The 20,169-nt window shown below is 69.6% G+C and carries 18 protein-coding genes and 2 tRNA genes; 10 read left to right on the forward strand and 10 right to left on the reverse strand.

The annotated features are described in order from the left end of the window. Nucleotides 1-5 precede the first annotated feature (5 nt). The 7 genes from ACIBNE_RS14010 to ACIBNE_RS14040 all read left to right on the forward strand — a co-directional run bounded on the left by ACIBNE_RS14010 (nt 6) and on the right by ACIBNE_RS14040 (nt 7,162). Nucleotides 6-1,256 carry an activator-dependent family glycosyltransferase gene (locus ACIBNE_RS14010; protein ID WP_399271529.1) on the forward strand — a complete coding sequence of 417 codons (1,251 nt, stop codon included), beginning with the start codon at nt 6-8 and terminating at the stop codon, nt 1,254-1,256. Then, the gene (locus ACIBNE_RS14015; RefSeq protein WP_399271528.1) at nt 1,253-1,891 is read left to right on the forward strand and encodes a dTDP-4-dehydrorhamnose 3,5-epimerase family protein; all 639 of its coding nucleotides are present in this window, start codon (nt 1,253-1,255) and stop codon (nt 1,889-1,891) included. The genes ACIBNE_RS14010 and ACIBNE_RS14015 overlap by 4 nt, the downstream gene beginning before the upstream one ends. Before the next feature lie 43 nt (nt 1,892-1,934). After that, nucleotides 1,935-2,843, forward strand: a complete 909-nt coding sequence (locus tag ACIBNE_RS14020) for an ABC transporter ATP-binding protein (RefSeq protein ID WP_399271527.1) — start codon at nt 1,935-1,937, stop codon at nt 2,841-2,843. Nucleotides 2,844-3,051: 208 nt separating this feature from the next. Continuing rightward, nucleotides 3,052-3,789, forward strand: a complete 738-nt coding sequence (locus tag ACIBNE_RS14025) for an ABC transporter permease (protein ID WP_399271526.1) — start codon at nt 3,052-3,054, stop codon at nt 3,787-3,789. Nucleotides 3,790-3,813: 24 nt separating this feature from the next. Beyond that, the gene (locus ACIBNE_RS14030) at nt 3,814-4,788 is read left to right on the forward strand and encodes an NAD-dependent epimerase/dehydratase family protein (protein WP_399271525.1); all 975 of its coding nucleotides are present in this window, start codon (nt 3,814-3,816) and stop codon (nt 4,786-4,788) included. 11 nt (nt 4,789-4,799) lie between these two features. Continuing rightward, nucleotides 4,800-5,786: an aldo/keto reductase gene (locus ACIBNE_RS14035; protein WP_399271524.1), complete on the forward strand. Its 987-nt coding sequence runs from the start codon at nt 4,800-4,802 to the stop codon at nt 5,784-5,786. Beyond that, on the forward strand, nt 5,780-7,162 hold the full coding sequence (locus tag ACIBNE_RS14040) for an NDP-hexose 2,3-dehydratase family protein (protein ID WP_399271662.1): 1,383 nt from the start codon (nt 5,780-5,782) through the stop codon (nt 7,160-7,162). Before ACIBNE_RS14035 ends, ACIBNE_RS14040 begins: the two co-directional genes overlap by 7 nt. Before the next feature lie 94 nt (nt 7,163-7,256). Here the strand turns inward: ACIBNE_RS14040 and ACIBNE_RS14045 are convergent, their stop codons facing one another. From ACIBNE_RS14045 to ACIBNE_RS14060, 4 genes are all read right to left on the reverse strand, one after another. Further along, nucleotides 7,257-7,706, reverse strand: coding sequence for a hypothetical protein (locus ACIBNE_RS14045; protein WP_399271523.1), 450 nt, complete (start codon nt 7,704-7,706; stop codon nt 7,257-7,259). Nucleotides 7,707-8,239: 533 nt separating this feature from the next. Continuing rightward, on the reverse strand, nt 8,240-8,626 hold the full coding sequence (locus ACIBNE_RS14050) for a toxin-antitoxin system, toxin component, PIN family protein (protein ID WP_399271522.1): 387 nt from the start codon (nt 8,624-8,626) through the stop codon (nt 8,240-8,242). Next, nucleotides 8,616-9,272 (reverse strand): DUF433 domain-containing protein, encoded by a 657-nt coding sequence (locus ACIBNE_RS14055; protein WP_399271521.1) that lies wholly within the window; start codon nt 9,270-9,272, stop codon nt 8,616-8,618. The genes ACIBNE_RS14050 and ACIBNE_RS14055 overlap by 11 nt, the downstream gene beginning before the upstream one ends. Nucleotides 9,273-9,584: 312 nt before the next feature. Then, nucleotides 9,585-9,657: transfer RNA gene (locus tag ACIBNE_RS14060), tRNA-Ala, on the reverse strand. 171 nt (nt 9,658-9,828) lie between these two features. Here ACIBNE_RS14060 and ACIBNE_RS14065 point away from each other — a divergent pair. Beyond that, nucleotides 9,829-10,377, forward strand: coding sequence for a helix-turn-helix domain-containing protein (locus tag ACIBNE_RS14065; protein ID WP_399271520.1), 549 nt, complete (start codon nt 9,829-9,831; stop codon nt 10,375-10,377). 31 nt (nt 10,378-10,408) lie between these two features. After that, nucleotides 10,409-11,908, forward strand: coding sequence for a serine/threonine-protein kinase (locus tag ACIBNE_RS14070; protein WP_399271519.1), 1,500 nt, complete (start codon nt 10,409-10,411; stop codon nt 11,906-11,908). 59 nt (nt 11,909-11,967) lie between these two features. On the opposite strand, the gene ACIBNE_RS14075 is transcribed toward ACIBNE_RS14070, so the two are convergent. Both ACIBNE_RS14075 and ACIBNE_RS14080 read right to left on the reverse strand, forming a co-directional pair. Then, the gene (locus ACIBNE_RS14075; RefSeq protein WP_399271518.1) at nt 11,968-13,446 is read right to left on the reverse strand and encodes a hypothetical protein; all 1,479 of its coding nucleotides are present in this window, start codon (nt 13,444-13,446) and stop codon (nt 11,968-11,970) included. 217 nt (nt 13,447-13,663) lie between these two features. Continuing rightward, nucleotides 13,664-13,798, reverse strand: a complete 135-nt coding sequence (locus tag ACIBNE_RS14080; protein WP_003958712.1) for a DLW-39 family protein — start codon at nt 13,796-13,798, stop codon at nt 13,664-13,666. 224 nt (nt 13,799-14,022) lie between these two features. Between ACIBNE_RS14080 and ACIBNE_RS14085 the strand changes: the two genes are divergently transcribed. Then, entirely contained in the window at nt 14,023-14,328 is a 306-nt protein-coding gene (locus ACIBNE_RS14085; RefSeq protein ID WP_399271517.1) for a DUF6344 domain-containing protein, read from the forward strand. 225 nt (nt 14,329-14,553) lie between these two features. Here the strand turns inward: ACIBNE_RS14085 and ACIBNE_RS14090 are convergent. The 4 genes from ACIBNE_RS14090 to gyrB all read right to left on the reverse strand — a co-directional run bounded on the left by ACIBNE_RS14090 (nt 14,554) and on the right by gyrB (nt 20,099). Further along, a tRNA-Ile gene (locus ACIBNE_RS14090) sits at nt 14,554-14,627 on the reverse strand. A 73-nt stretch (nt 14,628-14,700) separates the two neighbouring features. Beyond that, a complete protein-coding gene (locus ACIBNE_RS14095) occupies nt 14,701-15,279 on the reverse strand; it encodes a DUF3566 domain-containing protein (RefSeq protein ID WP_399271516.1) in 579 nt (192 codons plus the stop codon). A gap of 108 nt (nt 15,280-15,387) precedes the next feature. Continuing rightward, complete coding sequence (gyrA, locus tag ACIBNE_RS14100; RefSeq protein WP_399271515.1) at nt 15,388-17,994, reverse strand: DNA gyrase subunit A; 2,607 nt, start codon at nt 17,992-17,994, stop codon at nt 15,388-15,390. A 41-nt stretch (nt 17,995-18,035) separates the two neighbouring features. Next, entirely contained in the window at nt 18,036-20,099 is a 2,064-nt protein-coding gene (gene gyrB, locus ACIBNE_RS14105; RefSeq protein WP_399271514.1) for a DNA topoisomerase (ATP-hydrolyzing) subunit B, read from the reverse strand. Between the last annotated feature and the right edge of the window lie 70 nt (nt 20,100-20,169).

A 20,169-nucleotide genomic window follows, 5' to 3' on the forward strand; every position in this document is an offset into this window, starting at 1 on the left:
CTCACATGCGCGTGCTTTTCGCCACCGTCTCCGAGAAATCCCACCTCTACACCATGGTTCCGTTGGCGTGGGCGTGCGCTGCCGCGGGGCACGAGGTGCGGGTGGCCAGCAACCCCGTCCTCACCGAGGCCATCGCGCAGACGGGTCTCACCGCGGTGTCGGTCGGCACGGACCACAACCTGCACCAGATGTTCGCCATGCACCACGAGCAGCTGGAGAACGAGATATCGGACTGGACGCAGCCGTACGCGGACCGGCAGACGTGGGAGAAGGTGCTCACCAAGTACCAGATGAGCGTCCAGTTCGCCTACCGGACGTACAACGACTGCATGGTCGACGACATGGTGGCCCTCGCCCGCGACTGGCAGCCCGACCTGGTCGTCTGGGACCCGCTGACCTACGCGGCGCCGGTCGCCGCCCGGGTCGTCGGCGCCGCCCACGCGCGCATGCTGTGGGCGGTCGACATCTACTCCAAGATGCGCACGGCGTTCCTCGAACTGCTGGCGCAGCAGCCCGAGGAGAAGCGCGTCGACCCGCTGGCCGCGTGGCTGACCGAGCTCCTGGAGCGCTACGGCAGCGACTTCGCCGAAGAGGTCACCACCGGCCAGTGGACCATCGACCAGATCCCGGACAGCCTCCAACTGCCGCTGGACGTCAAGCGCGTTCCGGTGCGCTGGGTGCCGTACAACGGCCCCGCCGTCGAGCCCGCCTGGATCCGCGAGCAGCCCACGCGGCCCCGGGTCTGTCTGACCTCGGGCGTCTCCTTCGGCGCGCTGGGCGGTTCCTTCGTGCCGGTCCAGGAGATCCTGGACGCGGTCGCCGACCTGGACATCGAGCTGATCGCGGCGCTGCCCGACGACGTGTCGTCCGGCCTGGAGCGGGTGCCGGACAACGTCCGCCTGGTGGACTTCGTACCGCTGCACACGCTGCTGCCCAGCTGCTCCGCGATCCTGCACCACGGCGGCTTCGGCTCCTGGGCGACCGCGCTGGTCAACGGCGTCCCGCAGTTCATGGCCCCGATCCGGTTCGCCGACTGGTGGTCGAAGGCGACCGCCCTGGAGGCCGAGGGCGCGGGCCTGTACGTGCACGCCCGCGAGCTGACCGCGCAGGGCGTGCGCGAGGGGATCGAGCGGCTGCTCGGCGAGCCGTCCTTCAAGGAGGCCGCCGACCGGCTGCGCGCGGAGATCGCGGCGACGCCGAGCCCCGCCGAACTCGTGCCGGTCCTGGAGAAGTTGACCGCTGAGCACCGCTCATGACCGTGCGGGAACTGGCCGTCGGCGGGGCGTACGCGTTCACGCCGGCGGTCCACCCCGACGAGCGGGGCACGTTCTGCGCGTCGTACACCGACTCCGCCTTCGTCGCGGCGGTCGGGCATCCGCTGCGGCTGGGGCAGTACCACAACAGCGTGTCCCGGCGCGGCACGGTCCGCGGCGTCCACTTCGCGGACGTGCCGCCGGGCCAGGGCAAGTACGTTACCTGCACCCGGGGTTCGCTGCTCGACGTGGTGGTGGACCTGAGGGCGGGCTCGCCGACCTTCGGGCGGTGGGACTCGCTGGTGCTGGACGCCGAGAAGTGCGAGGGGGTGTACCTCGCGGAGGGCCTGGGGCACGCGTTCATGGCCCTGGAGGACAACACCGTTGCCGCGTACCTCTGTTCGACCGAGTACACCCCGGCGGCCGAGCACGAGATCGACCCCTTCGACCCCGCGCTCGGCCTGCCCTGGCCGGCCGGGATCACGCCCCTGGTCTCGGACCGGGACCGCGGCGCGCCCACCCTGCGCGAGGCCCTGGAGGCGGGCGCGCTGCCCGACTACGACGCCTGTCTGGCGCGCTACGCTGCGCTGCGGAACGATTCACACACCGTCACACGAACGACTCCGCCCACCGGTTGAATTCGCGGTGGCGAAAAGCCCGGTGGTGGAGGAAAGAGAAGGCATGCCGGTGATCGAGGTTCAGAAACTCCGGAAAGTCTACGGCGACCACGTCGCCGTGGACGACGTCTCCTTCACGGTGGAAAGAGGCGAGATATTCGGCGTTCTCGGCCCCAATGGCGCGGGCAAGACGACCACGGTGGAATGCGTCGAGGGCCTGCGCAGGTACGACGGGGGCAAGATCTCCGTCATGGGCCTCGACCCGCAGCACGACAAGGAGGAGCTGCGGCAGCGCATCGGCATCCAGCTCCAGGAGAGCGAACTGCCGCCCCGGCTCAAGGTCCGCGAGGCGCTCCAGCTGTACAGCTCCTTCTACGAGAACCCGGCCGACTGGCGGGCCCTGCTGACCGACTGGGGTCTGGAGGCCAAGCGCGACAGCCAGTTCGGGCAGCTGTCCGGGGGCCAGAAGCAGCGCCTGTCCATCGCCCTCGCGCTGGTCGGCAACCCGGAGATCGCGGTCTTCGACGAGCTGACGACCGCGCTCGACCCCCGGGCCAGGCGGGACACCTGGGAGCTGATCGAGCGGGTCCGCGCCCAGGGCGTCACCGTCCTGCTGGTCACCCACTTCATGGAGGAGGCCGAGCGCCTCTGCGACCGCATCGCGATCATCAGGGACGGGCGGCTGGTGGCCCTCGACACCCCGGCCGGGCTGATCTCCGCCGCCCACCCCGGGCAGCGCCTCCACTTCACCCCGTCCGCCCCGCTGGACGACGCCCTGCTGACCGCGCTGCCCGAGGTCACGTCGGTGAGCAGGAGCAACGCGCGGGTGACGGTGAACGGCACGGAGAACCTGGTGTACGCGGTGGTCTCGACGCTCTCCCGGCACGACATCGTCCCCGGTGAACTGCGCCTGGAGCAGCCGACGCTGGAGGACGCCTTCGTGAGCCTCACCGGCGCGCCGCCGGAGAGCTGACGCCGTGCGCCCCCCGACCAACACCGATCCCACCCCCACAAACCAGCCCAACGCCCCAGCCCCCACCGGCCCCACCGGTCCCGACAGCGCCCCCGGCCACAACGGCCCCACCGAACCCATCCGCCCCGCCGGGCCCCAAGACGACTCGCTGCCGACCCCCGCGGCAGCCACCGATCCAAGGCGGCCCCCGGCCGTCAGGAGGACAGCCATGACCGGGCGCTCCCAGCTCACCCTCGTCGAGACCAAGCTCTTCCTCCGCGATCCGACCGCGGTGTTCTTCGTGATCGCGCTGCCGCTCATGCTGCTGGGCATCTTCCACATCGTCACCGGCAAATCCGACGACACCCCCGCCGAGAAGGCGGCGATGGCCGCGTTCGTACCGGCCATGGCGATGTCGATGTGCCTCACGATGCTGTCGCTGAACCTGCTGCCCACCACCCTGGCGACCTACCGGGAGAAGGGCATCCTGCGCCGCATGGCGGCCAGCCCCGTCCACCCCGTGAACCTGCTGTTCGCGCAGCTCGTCATCAACCTGGCCACCGCCGTCGTCGCGGCGGTGCTGGTCGTCGCCGTGGGCCGGATCGCCTTCGACACGGCGCTGCCCGAGCAGGTCCCCGCCTTCCTGCTGACGTTCGCGCTGGGCGCCTGGGCGCTGTTCTCGGTCGGCCTGCTCGTCGCCGCGGTGGCGCCCGGCAGCCGCGCGGCGACCTCGATGGGCCTGTCGCTGCTGTTCCCCAGCCTGTTCTTCGGCGGGGTGTTCCTCCCGAAGGAGGACCTGCCCGACACCGTGGCCACCATCGGCGACTACACCCCGCTCGGCGCGACCCTCCAGGCCCTGCGGGACTCCTGGGAGGGGCAGTGGCCGCAGACGCTGCACCTGGTCGTCCTCGCGTGCGTCGGCGCCCTGTGCAGCGTGCTGGCCGCCCGACTCTTCCGCTGGCAGTGAGTGAGAGTGAGTGAGGCAGGAGCCATGGACACCCCCACAGCACCCGGCCCCGACCGGACCGCTCAGGACACGCCGTGCGTCGCGGTGATCGGCGGTACGGGATTCATCGGCCGCCACCTCTGCACGGCCTTCTCCCGCCGGGGGTACCGCGTGCTCGCCGTGGCCCGCAGGCCTCCGCGCGAGCCGCTGCCCGCCGAGTTCACCGCCCTCGACGTGCTCTCGGCCACCGCGCGACAGCTCACCGCCCTGCTGGACGCAGCCGGCGTCCGGGTCGTCGTCAACGCGGCGACGGACAGCTGGGACGGCACCGATGAGGACATGGTCCGCTCCCACACCGACCTGGTCGACACGCTGGTACGGGCCCTGGCGGGCATGGCGCGACGGCCCAGGCTGGTGCACCTCGGCTCGGTGCACGAGTACGGCGAGTTCCCGTACGGCGTCTCCGTCACCGAGGACCGTCCGCCCGCCCCCGTCACCCTGTACGGGCGCACCAAGCTGGCGGGCACCAGGACCGTCCTGGACGCCGCCCTGGCGGGCCGCGTCGACGCGCTCGTCCTGCGGATCACCAACGTGTGCGGCCCCGGCACCCCCCGGGGCAGCTTCCTGGGGAAGGTCGCCGACCTGCTGCGCGCGGCCGCGCCCGACGCGCCCGCGCGGCTCACCGTCGCCGACGCCCGCCGCGACTTCGTCGACGTGCGCGACGTGGCGGACGCGGTCGTCAGGGCCGCCGAATCCCCGCTGTCCGGCACGACCCTGAACATCGGGCAGGGGACCGCGGTGGAAGTGCGGGAGATCCTCGACCTGCTCGTCACGGCCTCCGCGGTGCCGCCGGAGCTCGTGCACAGGCAGGAGGGCGCCGTGCGCAGCAACGGCGCGAACTGGACCCGGGCCGACGTCGGCCGCGCTCGCGAGGCACTGGGCTGGTCGCCCCGGATCCCGCTGGAGCGTTCGATCACCGACCAATGGAAAGCCGCAGCCGCAGAGGACCCGCACCGGTGAAGGAATCAGAGATGGAATACACCTACCTCGGCCGCACGGCCCTCCAAGTGAGCCGGCTCTGCCTGGGCACGCTCAACCTGGGAGTCCGGGCGACCAAGGAAGAGAGCTTCGAGATCCTGGACCGCGGCCTGGACCGCGGCATCAACTTCCTGGACACCGCCAACCAGTACGGCTGGCAGGTCCACAAGGGGTTCACGGAGGAACTGCTCGGCGAGTGGTTCGCCCAGGGCGGCGGGCGCCGCGAGCAGGTCGTGCTCGGCACCAAGGTGTTCAACCCGATGAGCGACCGCCCCAACGACGGCGGCCTTTCGGCCCGGCACATCATCGCCTCCTGCGAGGCATCGCTGCGGCGCATGGGGACGGACTGGATCGACCTGTTCCAGATGCACCACATCGACCGCCACGCCCCCTGGGAGGAGGTGTGGCAGGCGATGGAGATGCTCACCCAGCAGGGCAAGGTCCGGTACGTGGGCTCGTCCAACTTCGCGGGCTGGCACATAGCCGAGGCGCAGGAGGCCGCCGCGCGCCGCCACTTCCTCGGCATCGTCTCCGAACAGTCCGTCTACAACCTGGTCACCCGCCACATCGAGCTGGAGCTGATCCCGGCCGCCCAGCGCTACGGGGTGGCCGTCCTCGCCTGGTCCCCGCTGCACGGCGGCCTGTTGAGCGGTGCGCTGCGCAAGCTGGGGGACGGTACGGCCGTCAAGACCGCGCAGGGCAGGGCGAAGGAGGCGCTGGAGAAGCACCGCGACGCGATCGCCGCGTACGAGAAGCTGTGCGACGGCATCGGGGCCGACCCGGCCGAGGTGGGCCTGGCCTGGGTCATGTCCCGGCCCGGGATCACCGCCCCGGTCATCGGCCCGCGCAGCATCGGCCAGCTCGAAAGCGCGCTGAGCGCCCTGCGGCTGGAGCTGACGGACGACGTGCTGTCCGAGCTGGAGCGGCTGTTCCCGCCCATCGGCAACGGCGGCCCCGGACCCGAGGCGTGGGCCTGGTGAGCACCGCGACGAGCCGCTCCGCGAGCAGTCTCGCGGCCCGGGTCGCCCGCTCGGCGCGGACGGCCGACAGCTCCACGGTCACCCTGGCCGGCTTCCAGAAGTGGTTCGACGAGCGCCGCGCGGCCGACGGGTCGCGGGTCGAGCGCATCCCGTTCGCGGACCTGCGCGGCTGGGGCTTCGAGCCGGGTACGGGCAACCTCGTCCACGACAGCGGCCGGTTCTTCAGCGTCGAGGGCATGGACGTGACGATGCCGGGCCGCCCGGTCGAGGCCTGGTCCCAGCCGGTGCTGCACCAGCCGGAGATCGGCATCCTCGGCATCATCGCCAAGGAGTTCGACGGCGTCCTGCACTTCCTCATGCAGGCCAAGATGGAGCCCGGCAACTGCAACGGACTCCAGCTCTCGCCGACCGTGCAGGCCACCCGCAGCAACTACGCCCGGGTCCACCGGGGCGCGGCCGTCTCCTACGTCGAGTACTTCCAGCAGGCCTCGCGGTACCGGGTCATCGCCGACGTCCGCCAGTCCGAACAGGGCTGCTGGTTCTACGGCAAGCGCAACCGCAACATCGTCGTCGAGGTCGACGACGACGTCGAGGTCCTGGACGGGTTCCACTGGCTGACCCTGGGACAGCTGCACCGGCTGCTGGTCGTCGACGACCTGGTCAACATGGACTCGCGCAGCGTCCTGGCCTGCCTCCCGCACCCGTTCGGGGCCGACGGCACGGACGACGCGGCGCCGCTGCCCGCCGAACTCCTCAGCTGGATCACCGAGGCCCGCACCCGCCACGACCCGCGCGTCGAGCGCGTCCCGCTGAACGAGGTCCGCCACTGGCACCGCTCGGCGGACCGCATCTCCCACGAGAGCGGCCGGTTCTTCAGCGTCATCGCGGTGGACGTCCGGGCCGAGGGCCGCGAGGTGCGCGGCTGGTCGCAACCCATGGTCGAACCGCACGGCACCGGTCTTTCGGCGTTCCTGACCCGCCGCGTGGACGGCATCCTCCAGGCGCTCGTGCACGCCCGCGTCGAGCCCGGGTACACCGACGTCCTGGAGCTCGCCCCCACCGTGCAGTGCACGCCCGAGAACTACACCGGCCTCCCGGCCGCCGCCCGGCCCGCGCTCCTGGACCACGTGCTCGCGGCGCCGCCCGAGCGGATCCTGTTCGACTCGGTCCTCTCGGAGGAGGGCGGCCGCTTCCACCACGCCCGCAACCGCTACGTGGTCCTGGCCGCCGACCCCGCCCGCCCCGAGGAGCCCCCGGGCCCCGACCACCGCTGGATCCCGCTGCCCGAGCTGGCGGCCCTGATCCGCCACAGCCACTACCTCAACATCGAGTCCCGCACCCTGCTCACCTGCCTACAGAGCCTGACGACCCGCTGAGCCCCCGCAGAACACCCACGGAAAAGCCCTCTGCCCCGCGTTCCCCGCAGGCCAGAGGGCTCCCCGTACCCCCGTACCCCCGTATCCCCGCCGATCAGGCGAACTCCAGCACCTTCTCAGTGGACTTGCACTCGCCGCCCCACGTCAGGGACGTCACGGTGAACCCGTAGCTGTTGGTCGGCTTGAGGTCGACCTTGTACTGCCCGCCCGCCGCGTTCGGCAAGGCGTAGTGCAGACAGCCCTTGTACTTGACCACTCCGCTGGTGGGCGAGTACTTCTCGGCGGTGAACCGGATGTGGTCCTGGTACGGCTCGGCCACCCCGTTGTTGACGATCTGCAGGCTGGAGATCCGGCCGCTCCAGTTCCCCGCCATGGAGTCGGAAGGCGTGGACGTGCTGTTGTAGTACAGACACGCCTTGCCGGGCGCGCACCCGTAGGTGGACGGATAGATGGCGGCAGCGGCGCTACCGGTGGAGCCGACCGAGGCGAACAGCGCGAGCGCGGCGCTCGTGGCCGCGAGCCCGGCGAAACGTCGAATGGGCATGAGTACTGGTGAACCCTCCCCGTGAGGTCCGGCGAGCCCCCTGCCCGCCGCTCGAACGCCCCACACGCTAGGCCCGATCCACCCCCAAGCAACCCTCGAACAAGAGAGGTTGACCCCCACCCACATTTCCACAGGCCAGGGTCTTGGTGGTCCAGCTGGGGAGGCACCACTACAGACCAAACAAATTTGCATACATAAATTACTTAGCTACTGCCGTGCCGCTACCTGCGCCACCGCCCTGAAGCCCGATCCAGACCCGCCTGGGCCCCCGTAGCCGGGGAGGACACCTCGCGGCACCACCTCCCGCGCTATTGGCCATCACCTGCACAGAAGCGGAACCTCAACGGTTGATCCAGGATGACGAACCGAAGCGAAAGCCCCCAGTCCCCTCCCGCCAAGCCGCCCCGACAGCACGCCCCACCGGCGCCACTCCGACAGCACGCCCTCACGCTCACTATCGCGCCAGCACCGAGAGATCTACACAACCGCAAACACGTTTCGCGTTCGCTGGCCTGTTCCCGCAGAGGTACGGATCAGGGCCAGGTGCGCTCGATCCGCTCGGCACGTACAGCGTAGGCCGCAGGACCACCACGAGCGATCGCCTGGTGGATCGCGTCTCGCCTCGCATGGAGACGTTCCACCATCTCGACGCTGCGAAGCTGCTGATTGTCCAGGTAGAAGAGCACTGCCGCGTGATCCCTCACCGGTTGGATCTCCTGGTCCCGCGTCTTGATTCGTCCGTCCTTCGACAGCGGCACCCATCCACGGCCGAGTCCGTGCAGGATCCACTCCTCGTCAGGGACGTCTTGTGCGTCGCCCGCGAAGACATCACCGATCCGGTGCACCCGCCAACCACGCGCCCGCAGTTCCTCAGCGACGCGACGCCCAAGATTCCGGTCCAGGAAGAACTCAGGCGGCAAGTCGCACCACAGCCCGGCACAGCAAGTCCACCTGCTCAGGCTCCATCTCGTACTCGTACGCGATGTCTTCGACCGACTCTCCGGCCTCCCACAGATCTGACACTGCCTTCACCGGTACACGGTTGGCTTCGATGACAGGCAGTCCGTGCCCGAACCGTGGGTCGATCACAACAGGCACCGTAGACGGGTACTGCTTCAGCTGGAGGCTCGAAGGGAAGTCATCCCCCGCCTCCCATGACAGATATCGCAAGTACTCCGCGACAACTTCATGGATGGGTGCTTGGCCGTCTCGGGCCCTCCGCAAGTCGCCAAGACCATGCTCGACGAAGATGTCCACCCCATCAGTCGCGATCCGTTTCGATACCAGGCCGTACGGGGTGTCGAAGGCAGCTCGTACAGCCCCGGCTGCTTCACGGATCTCACTCATCCGCAGGCCCAGGTCCCTAAGCGATCGCAGCACGTACGCCTCAGCCACAGCAACGAACGGCAACGAAGGCTGCTTTGGGCGCAACGGCTCAACCTGGTGCACCAACGGCGCACCCGCCGCCGTACCACGCAACCAGCTGTGCAGCGTGGACTGCGGAATCTGTAGATAGGCGGACGTCTCGGCAGACGTGAGAAGCCCGTCCGTGAACCTGTCGATCACGTTCTTCTCCTTCCTGCTGCCCTGGGCATCCGGATCCTTCCATACCAGGCTGCCACCCCATCCCCGTCTTCACACGACTTCCAGAGCCTCTCGCTCCGCCTTGTGGCAAGAGGTCCCCTGTGCGGTGGCCGACCTGGTTGCCCACAGCGTCACTCCTGGTCCTAAGAGATCTCTTGGAGAGGCGATAGGCCCGCAACTACTGAGAGGACCGGGCGACCGCGTGCCCATCAGTGGGCACGCGGTGCCCTCTGATGGGCACGAAAAACACCCCCTGAACCAACGTTTCCGCAGGTCAGAGGGTGTCTATCGAAGTGGAGCCTAGGAGAGTCGAACTCCTGACATCTGCCTTGCAAAGGCAGCGCTCTACCAGCTGAGCTAAGGCCCCGGGATGGGTGACAGTGCCGGGCGAAAACTCGCCACGACGACCGACGCAGAACAGAATACCGGGTCACCCCCTGGATCGCGCAAAAGGATTGGGACTCCCGGTCAACGACCGCTCTCCGTAGGATGCTGCCGGAGGTTCGCAGCAGCGAAGCAGCAGCGATGGGGAGACGCAATGGACGCAGCACAACAGGAAGCGACGGCAAGAGCACGGGAGCTCCAGCGCAGCTGGTACGGCGAGCCGCTGGGGGCTCTTTTCCGCCGCCTCATCGACGACCTCGGCCTCAACCAGGCCCGGCTCGCCGCTGTGCTCGGCCTGTCCGCTCCCATGCTCTCCCAGCTGATGAGCGGCCAGCGCGCCAAGATCGGCAACCCCGCCGTGGTCCAGCGCGTCCAGGCCCTCCAGGAGCTCTCCGGCCTCGTCGCCGACGGCAGCGTCAGCGCCGCGGAGGCGACCGACCGCATGGAGGAGATCAAGAAGTCCCAGGGCGGCTCCGTCCTGACCGGCACCTCGCAGACCACGAACAGCGCGGGCGCCCCGACCGTGCGGCGCGTGGTCCGTGAGATCCAGTCGCTGCTGCGTTCCGTCGCCGCGGCGGGGGACATCATCGATGCGGCGGACTCCCTCGCACCGACCCACCCCGAGCTGGCAGAGTTCCTCCGGGTGTACGGCGCCGGGCGCACCGCCGAAGCGGTCGCGCACTACGAGGCGCACCAGAGCTGAGCGAAGGTCTACTGGGAGCGGGCAGAGCGCAATGGGTGAGGTCTTCGCCGGTCGGTACGAGCTGATCGACCCGATCGGGCGCGGTGGAGTGGGCGCCGTCTGGCGCGCCTGGGACCACCGGCGGCGCCGCTACGTGGCGGCCAAGGTCCTGCAGCAGAGCAACGCGCACACGCTGCTGCGCTTCGTGCGCGAGCAGGCGCTGCGCATCGACCACCCGCACGTGCTCGCTCCGGCCAGCTGGGCGGCCGACGACGACAAGGTGCTGTTCACCATGGACCTGGTGAGCGGCGGCTCGCTGGCCCACGTCATCGGGGACTACGGCCCCCTGCCGCCCCGCTTCGTCTGCACCCTTCTCGACCAGCTGCTGGCCGGGCTCGCCGCCGTGCACGCGGAGGGCGTCGTCCACCGCGACATCAAGCCGGCCAACATCCTGCTGGAGTCCACCGGCACCAAGCGGCCGCACCTGCGCCTCTCCGACTTCGGCATCTCGATGCGCAAGGGCGAGCCGCGCCTCACCGAGACCAACTACGTCGTGGGCACCCCGGGCTATTTCGCGCCCGAGCAGCTGCTGGGCGCCGAGCCCGACTTCACCGCGGACCTCTTCGCGGTCGGTCTGGTCGCGCTCTATCTCCTCCAGGGCCAGAAGCCCGACTCCGAGGCCCTCGTCGAACACTTCACGACCCACGGCACCCCCGGGGCGCCCCAGGGCATCCCCGAGCCGTTGTGGCAGGTCATCGCCGGGCTGCTCCAGCCCGACCCGCAGGCGCGGTTCCGCACGGCCACGGGCGCGCGCAAGGCACTGACGACGGCCGTCGACATGCTTCCCGAGCCGGGCCCCGACGAGGAGCCGGTCGAGGTCTTCGACCAGATCGGCCCGCTCCCCGCGGGCTTCGGCCCGTCCGGCCCCGAGCGCCCCGCCCAGCCCGAGCGCTCTTCGCAGCCCGAGCAACCCGCACAGCCCGAGCAGCTCGCACAGCAGCAGCCCCAGCAGTCCGCCGACCCGACCAGCCCGCACCCCGGCGTCCCGACCGCCACCCACCTGGGCACGCCGACCGGCGCCCACCCGGCGACGACCGCCTCCTCCCACGTACCGCAGCCGCAGCGGATGTCGGAGACGGGCAGCTTCCACCTGTCCCCGCCCCCGCCGCAGCCCGCGCCCGCGCCAGCTCAGACTCCGGTTTCCGAGCATCTGGACTCCCCCTCCCAGACCCCGACGGCAGCGGTCTCGTACCAGCAGCCTCCTACTCGTTCATACACCGCTCACGACGAGCAGGTTCCCGTTCACGGCGCGCCTCTTTCCCAGCCCCCGGCACACCAGCACCCCCTCGCGGCACAAGCACCGGCACCGGCCGCGGCGCCCTCGTACGCCCCCGCGCCCCTCGCCTCGACGGTCACGACCCCCGTGCGCGCACACGCCCACGGGCACGCGCCGCAGAAGCGATCGGGACCGCCCCCGAAGGTCGCGGTCCCGGTGCTGGTCGTCGCCCTGATCTGCTTCGCCGTGGGCTTCTGGGCCCTGACCCAGATCTGAGCGGCCTCAGCCCCGGCCCGAGCCCGGCCCCGAAACCCGAGCCCGGCCCCAAAGCCGCCTCAGCCCCCGAGCGCCCGCCTGCGTCCCAGCAGCGTCCACACGCCGAGCCCCAGCACCAGCACCGTCCCCGCGCCGATCCCCGCGGCCGCGACGAGCTTCATCGTGCCGTTGTCCGACTGCTCGGCCGTGCTCTGCCCGCTGGCCGCCGCCTCCTTGTCGTCCGAGGTCACGGCGAAGATCCCCGGGTCCCCGTCGTACGCGGGCCCCTTCTTCGCCTTGCCCGTGACGTTGATCCGCAGGTTCAGCCCGAGCGATTCGTCGCTGAACTTCCGCTTCACCTCGGGGCTGAGCGCGACCCGCAGGTAGTACCACCCCGCGAAGCGCGTCTCCGAGACGTTGTTCGGGGACGCGGTGCGGTTCTCGTACGCCACGGGCGGCATCGGGTCGACCGCGGCCGTCACCTGCTTGCCCGTGTACGTGATCGTCGAGGCGTCGTCCACCAGGCCGCGCGCCGGGTTGAAGACCTCCACGTCGAGGGCGCCCGACACGTACCGGGCGTCGTCGAAGGACTTGCTGCTGCCCAGCTCCGCCGCGACGAAGAGCTGCTGGCCCCAGTCCACCGGCACCTTGTAGAAGAGCGACTCGCCCGCTTCGATCCTGGTCTTCCACTCGCCGCTCTCCAGCCCCGGCGCGTCGAAGAAGCCGGTGCCTCCCGCGCGCTCCTTCGGGCCGCCCCCGACCGGGGCGGGCGACTGGCTGGGCCAGCTCTCCGGGGCCTTGGGCGGGGCCGTCGAGCCGGGCTCAAGACCCGGCTCGGTCACGGGGCTGATCTCCAGCTCCCAGGGATCGGGCGACGACGTGCCCTCGCTCTTGCGCTCCACCACCACGTAGTAGGAGCCGGCCTCCTGGCAGTCGGTCTTGTCCGCGCCGATGCCCCGCAGCGCGTTGTTGGCGATCGGCCGCGGGAACTCCGAGAGCCCGAAGTCCGCGTCGTCGTAGCTGCAGTTGTAGGCGTTGCCGTCCTGGATGGTCACCTTGATGTTGTCGGAGGACTTCACCGTGGTCTTCAGCCGGGGCACGGCCACCGCCGAGACGTACACGTTGGCCTTGGCGTCCAGGTCCATCCGGTAGTAGCGCTTCTCGCCGCCCCTGATGGAGTCCCGGTAGACGGAGCCCGCCTCGATGGTGGGTGCGTCGCCGGTCTGCGCGGCGCCCGCGATCTTCTTCGCCCCGCTGTCGAAGGCGTACGGACTCGGCTCCCCGGCCGCCCAGGCGTTCCCCGGCAGCGCCACCACCGCGCACATCGCCGCTGCCCCGGCGAGCATCACCCGGCCCTTGCCGCGCTGCCTCTTCACGTACGTCCCCTCGTCGTCTCCGTTGCCGACCCGCGCCGCGCGCCGGAAGGGCACGGGGGCCGCGACGGCCGCGGTCACGACGCCCGCCGCCCCGGCGGCCGCGGGTCCGCCCCATCCTGCCCCGCGCGTCCCGCCGCTGTCTGCGAGTGCGGCCGGATCACCCCTGTTGTCCGGCTTCTCCACGAGCGCGAGCGCATCGCACCGGAGCCCTGCGTTTGCCCATGCAAGCTATTGATTTGCGCAGGCGAACTCAAGGTGGCGGGCATCACGGTCGAACAACATCCGCAAACCGAGCCGCAGGAACGCCCCGGACAGCGCGACCCCGGACCGTACGGCCCCGGACAGCACGAAGCCCCGGCCGCTCTCGGCGACCGGGGCTTCCGTCAGACCTGTATCCGTCTCACACACCCGAACCTGCGGGCACGGAGTCGGTCGCCTCCGTCCACAGATCCTGCTCGGCGCGATCCGCCTGGATCTGGCGGTACACGAGGAGCCCGCCGATGGCGGCCAGTGCGACCAGGAGAAGCTTCTTCACCGCGCGACCTCGTCTTTCTTGACGTAGGAGACTTCTGCCGCCCGACTATACACACCGACCGATACCGATCGGTGACCTACCGCCCCCCGGGGCCCGTTGGGCCGTCCGGGTGGTGTTCATCTGAAGATCTACGGATCGGTGGCGTCGCTCCCCGCATTCCCCGAGGTGCGCCCACATCATCTGAAAGGTAAGCAAACCGGACCACCTGAAAGTGAGGGGCCATCATGGCCACCACCAAGGTCAAGAACCTCTGGACCGCTCTCGTCGCCGCGTTCTTCGCGATCCTCGCCTCGCTGGGCCTCGCCGCCCCGGCCGCCGCCACGACGCAGCAGGCCGTGAGCCACGAACACACGGCCACGAGCCCGGTGGCGGCCCTCCAGGCCCCTCAGACAGCCCGCTGGACACTGTCACGCCCCAGCTCCCGGCCGCCCACGATGAAGCAGCGCATCAGGGCCGAGGCACACGGTTCCTCGCCGGCCGCGCGGCACCTGCCGTCCAACGCCACGGACGCGGCCCCGGCAGACCCCTGACAGCCCCCGCCCCGTCGCAGCGCCCCGGGCCCGGTCTCTCCCCGAGACCACCCGGGGCGCCCCCGTATGCCCCCACACCACTCCGGGCACACACCGCCCGCAGCACTGCCCACCCACCCCGCACCGGACGCACCAGCGGCCCCTGACACATCAGCGGCCCCTGACGCACCAGAACCCCGGACACGCAAAAGGCCCCGGTCCAATGGACCGGGGCCTTCGAAACTGTGGGGCTAACAGGATTTGAACCTGTGGCCTCATCCTTATCAGGGATGCGCTCTAACCAACTGAGCTATAGCCCCGCCGCGCTCTGCGAGGTGTCTCGCGCGCTGACTCCTGAAGATTAGCGCACGTCGCGGCCAGTCCCAAAATCGGTTACTCGTCCTCGGCGAGCGTCAGCTCGACGCCGCCCACGAAACCGGCGGAGATGTTGTAGATGAACGCGCCGAGCGTCGCCAGCGCCGTCGCCAGGACGACGTCGATCACCGCGATGACCGAAGTGAAGATCAGCACCCTGGGCAGCGACAGGAACGACTGGAGGTCGAAGCCGTTGGACTCGTTCGAGCCCGTGGCCTCGCTGATCGTCCCGCCGACCGTGGAGAAGACCCCCATGGCGTCCATGACCATCCACAGCACGGCCGCCGCGACGATCGTGCAGATGCCCAGCGCGATGGAGAGCAGGAAGCTCACCTTCATCACCGACCACGGGTCGGCCTTGGCCACCCGCAGCCGCGCCTTGCGGGTGCGCGGCGTCGTGCGGGCGCCCGTCCGCGGCTTGCGCGTCTGGCCGGTCCGCTGGCCGCCCTGCGTACCGCCGTCGCCGTGCGGCGACGGGTACGCCTGCGGCGGGTGGTACGGACCGGTCTGCCCCTGAGCGGGATTCTCCCGCTCGCCGGGCAGTGGCCCCGTCGCGTACGCGTCGTACTGGGGCTTGGCCCCGCGGGTATCCGTCACCGTGCTGCTGCCCCCTTGGGAGACCGTGGCGGAGCCACGGGCGCCGCTCGCTCCAGGTCCGGAAGCGGCCGGACCGGCCGAACCGGCACCCGTGGCTCCACTCACGCTCTACTCCTCGTGCTCCCCGGCCGAGGGCTGGGTGCCCTCGGCTGCCGACACTGCGTCGCCGCCCTCGACCGCGGCGTCGTCGGCCCCCTCGGGACCGTCGACCTCTTCGGCCTCGCGACCGGCCTCGGCGTTACGAGCGATGCCGACGACGGCATCGCGCTTGCCCAGGTTGATCAGTTGGACGCCCATGGTGTCACGGCCCGTCTCCCTGACTTCGTTGACTCGCGTACGAATCACACCGCCGCCGAGCGTGATGGCGAGGATCTCGTCGGTCTCCTCGACCACCAGCGCGCCGACGAGCGACCCGCGGTCCTCCACGATCTTGGCAGCCTTGATGCCGAGGCCGCCGCGGCCCTGGACGCGGTACTCGTCGACGGGGGTGCGCTTCGCGTACCCGCCGTCGGTGGCAGTGAACACGAAAGTACCCGGCCGGACCACATTCATCGAGAGCAGTTCGTCGCCCTCGCGGAAACTCATGCCCTTGACGCCCGAAGTCGCGCGCCCCATTGGCCGAAGTGCGTCGTCGGTCGCGGTGAAGCGGATCGACTGCGCCTTCTTGCTGATGAGCAGCAGGTCGTCCTCGGCGGACACCAGCTCGGCACCGATCAGCTCGTCGTCGCTGCCGTCCTCCGTCTCCCGGAGGTTGATCGCGATGACGCCGCCCGAGCGGGGGGAGTCGTAGTCCTTCAGCGGGGTCTTCTTGACCAGGCCGGCCTTGGTGGCGAGCACCAGGTAGGGCGCGGCCTCGTAGTCGCGGATCGCCAGGATCTCGGCGATCTGCTCGTCCGGCTGGAAGGCCAGCAGGTTGGCGACGTGCTGACCGCGCGCGTCCCGGCCGGCGTCCGGGAGCTCGTACGCCTTGGCGCGGTACACGCGGCCCTTGTTGGTGAAGAAGAGCAGCCAGTGGTGCGTGGTGGAGACGAAGAAGTGGTCGACGATGTCGTCCTGCTTCAGCTTCGTGCCGCGCACGCCCTTGCCGCCGCGCTTCTGCGAGCGGTAGTCCTCGGTCTTCGTCCGCTTGACGTAGCCGCCGTTGGTGATCGTGACGACGATGTCCTCTTCGGCGATCAGGTCCTCGATGGACATGTCGCCGTCGAACGGCACCAGGGCCGAGCGGCGGTCGTCGCCGAACTTGTCGACGATCGCGGCCAGTTCCTCGCTGACGATCGTGCGCTGGCGCTCGGGCGACACCAGGATCGCGTTGTACTCGTTGATCTTCGCCTGGAGCTCGTCGTGCTCGGCGGTGATCTTCTGGTGCTCCAGGGCGGCGAGCCTGCGGAGCTGCATCTCCAGGATCGCGTTGGCCTGGATCTCGTCGATCTCCAGCAGGCCCATCAGGCCCTCGCGCGCGATCTCGACGGTCTGGCTGCGCCGGATCAGCGCGATGACCTCGTCGATGGCGTTCAGGGCCTTGAGCAGGCCGCGCAGGATGTGCGCCCGCTCCTCGGCCTTGCGCAGCCTGAACTGCGTACGCCGGACGATGACCTCGATCTGGTGCGTCACCCAGTGGCGGATGAACGCGTCGATCGACAGGGTCCGCGGCACGCCGTCGACCAGCGCCAGCATGTTGGCGCCGAAGTTGGTCTGGAGGTCGGTGTGCTTGTAGAGGTTGTTGAGCACGACCTTGGCGACCGCGTCCCGCTTGAGGACGATCACCAGGCGCTGGCCGGTGCGCGAGGACGTCTCGTCGCGGACGTCGGCGATGCCGCCGACCTTGCCGTCCTTCACCAGGTCGGCGATCTTCTGCGCGAGGTTGTCCGGGTTGGTCTGGTACGGAAGCTCCGTGACCACCAGGCACTGGCGGTTCTGGATCTCCTCGACCGCGACCACGGCGCGCATCGTGATCGAGCCGCGGCCCGTCCGGTACGCCTCCTCGATGCCCTTGCGGCCCACCACGAGGGCGCCGGTCGGGAAGTCGGGGCCCTTGATGCGCTCGATCAGCGCGTCCAGCAGCTCCTCGTGCGAAGCCTCGGGGTTCTCCAGGTACCACTGGGCACCGGCCGCGACCTCGCGGAGGTTGTGCGGCGGAATGTTGGTCGCCATGCCGACCGCGATGCCCGCCGAGCCGTTGACCAGCAGGTTCGGGAAGCGCGCCGGGAGGACCGTCGGCTCCTGGTTGCGGCCGTCGTAGTTGTCCTGGAAGTCGACGGTCTCCTCGTCGATGTCCCGGACCATCTCCATGGACAGCGGCATCATCTTGCACTCGGTGTACCGCATGGCGGCGGCCGGGTCGTTGCCCGGGGAACCGAAGTTGCCGTTGGAGTCCACCAGCGGCATCCGCATCGACCACGGCTGGGCGAGGCGCACCAGGGCGTCGTAGATCGAGGAGTCGCCGTGCGGGTGGTAGGTGCCCATGACGTCACCGACGACGCGGGCGCACTTGTAGAAGCCCTTCTCGGGCCGGTAGCCGCCGTCGTACATCGCGTACAGCACGCGGCGGTGCACGGGCTTGAGGCCGTCCCGCACGTCGGGCAGCGCGCGCGACACGATGACGGACATCGCGTAGTCGAGGTACGAGCGCTGCATCTCGGTTTCGAGCCCGACGGGCTCGATCCGCAGCACGGGACCCTCGTCTTCGGCGGTGGTGGGGGTGTTCTCGTCGGCCATTGCTGGTCGTCAGTCCTTTCGTACGGTCAGCTGAGACCGACTCAGATGTCGAGGAAGCGAACGTCCTTGGCGTTGCGCTGGATGAAGGAGCGCCGCGCCTCGACGTCCTCGCCCATCAGCACCGAGAACAGGTCGTCGGCCTGCGCCGCGTCGTCCAGGGTGACCTGGCCGAGCACGCGGTGGTCGACGTCCATGGTGGTGACGCGCAGCTCCTCGGCGTTCATCTCGCCCAGACCCTTGAAGCGCTGGATCGAGTCTTCCTTGATCCGCTTGCCGTTCTGCTTGCCCAGCTCGACCAGGGCGTCGCGCTCGCGGTCCGAGTACGCGTACTCGAAGTCGTCCCGGCCCCACTTGATCTTGTAGAGCGGCGGGCGCGAGAGGTAGACGTGCCCGGCCTCGACCAGCGGACGCATGAAGCGGAAGAGGAAGGTGAGCAGCAGGGTGTTGATGTGCTGGCCGTCGACGTCGGCGTCCGCCATCAGGATGATCTTGTGATAGCGGAGCTTCTCGATGTCGAAGTCCTCGTGGACCCCGGTGCCGAAGGCCGAGATCAGCGCCTGGACCTCGGTGTTCTGCAGGATCTTGTCGACGCGCGCCTTCTCGACGTTCAGGATCTTGCCGCGGATGGGCAGGATGGCCTGGTACATCGGGTTGCGGCCGGACTTCGCCGAGCCGCCGGCGGAGTCGCCCTCGACGATGAAGATCTCGCACTTCGTCGGGTCGTTGGACTGGCAGTCCGAGAGCTTGCCCGGCAGCGAGGCCGACTCCAGCAGGCCCTTGCGGCGGGTCAGGTCGCGGGCCTTGCGGGCCGCGACGCGCGCGGTCTGCGCGGCGATCGACTTGCGGATGATGTCCGCGGCCTCGACCGGGTTGCGGTCGAACCAGTCCGTCAGGTGCTCGTGGACGACCTTCTGGACGAAGGTCTTCGCCTCGGTGTTGCCGAGCTTCGTCTTGGTCTGGCCCTCGAACTGGGGCTCGCCGAGCTTGACCGAGATGATCGCGGTCAGGCCCTCGCGGATGTCCTCGCCCGAGAGGTTGTCGTCCTTCTCGCGCAGCAGCTTCTTGTCGCGCGCGTACCGGTTGACCAGGCCCGTCAGCGCGGCCCTGAAGCCCTCCTCGTGCGTACCGCCCTCGTGCGTGTGGATCGTGTTGGCGAAGGAGTAGACCCCCTCGCTGTACTGCGAGTTCCACTGCATGGCGATCTCGGCGGAGAGCATCCGCTCCTTGTCCTCGGCCTCGACGTCGATGACCGTGGGGTGGATGAGCTCGCCCTTGCGGGAGTTCAGGTACTTCACGAAGTCGACGATGCCGCCTTCGTAGTGGTACGTGACGGAGAGGACCTGCTGCTCGCCCGTCTCCTCGGCGCTGTCCGCGCCCACGACCGCCTTCGCCGACTCGCGCTCGTCGGTCAGCTTGATGGTCAGGCCCTTGTTGAGGAAGGCCATCTCCTGGAAGCGCCGCGCGAGGGTCTCGAAGGAGTACTCGGTGGTCTCGAAGATGTCGCCGTCGGCCCAGAAGGTGACCGAGGTGCCCGTCTCGTCCGTGGCCTCGTGCTGTTCGAGCGGCGCGGTCGGGGCGCCGCCCTTGTACTCCTGCGTCCAGCGGTAGCCGTCCGTCCTGATCTCGACGGCCAGCTTGGTCGACAGCGCGTTCACGACGGAGACGCCGACGCCGTGCAGACCGCCGGAGACGGCGTAGCCGCCGCCGCCGAACTTGCCGCCCGCGTGCAGCACCGTGAGCACGACCTCGACGGCGGGCTTCTTCTCCACCGGGTGGATGCCCACGGGGATGCCGCGACCGTTGTCGATCACGCGGACACCGCCGTCGGGCAGGATCGTCACGTCGATCGTGTCCGCGTGCCCGGCCAGGGCCTCGTCGACGGAGTTGTCGACGACTTCCTGCACCATGTGGTGCAGACCACGCTCACCGGTCGAGCCGATGTACATGCCAGGTCGCTTGCGGACCGCGTCCAGGCCTTCGAGGACGGTGATCGCGCTGGCGTCGTACGAGGAGGTGACCTCGCCGTTCTCACCGACGACAGTGGACGGATTGCTCTCGTTGGGGTTGCCGGAATCGGCCACGAAGCGCCCTTTCTGGCACAGCACGAGCCGTTCTCCGGACAGGCGGGAGCGGCTGCGTCGTTCGGCATTAAATCGACGTTCCCGCGAGTCTGGC

The sequence above is a fragment of the Streptomyces sp. NPDC050504 genome (genome assembly GCF_044458065.1).
In the GTDB taxonomy this organism is placed as follows: domain Bacteria; phylum Actinomycetota; class Actinomycetes; order Streptomycetales; family Streptomycetaceae; genus Streptomyces.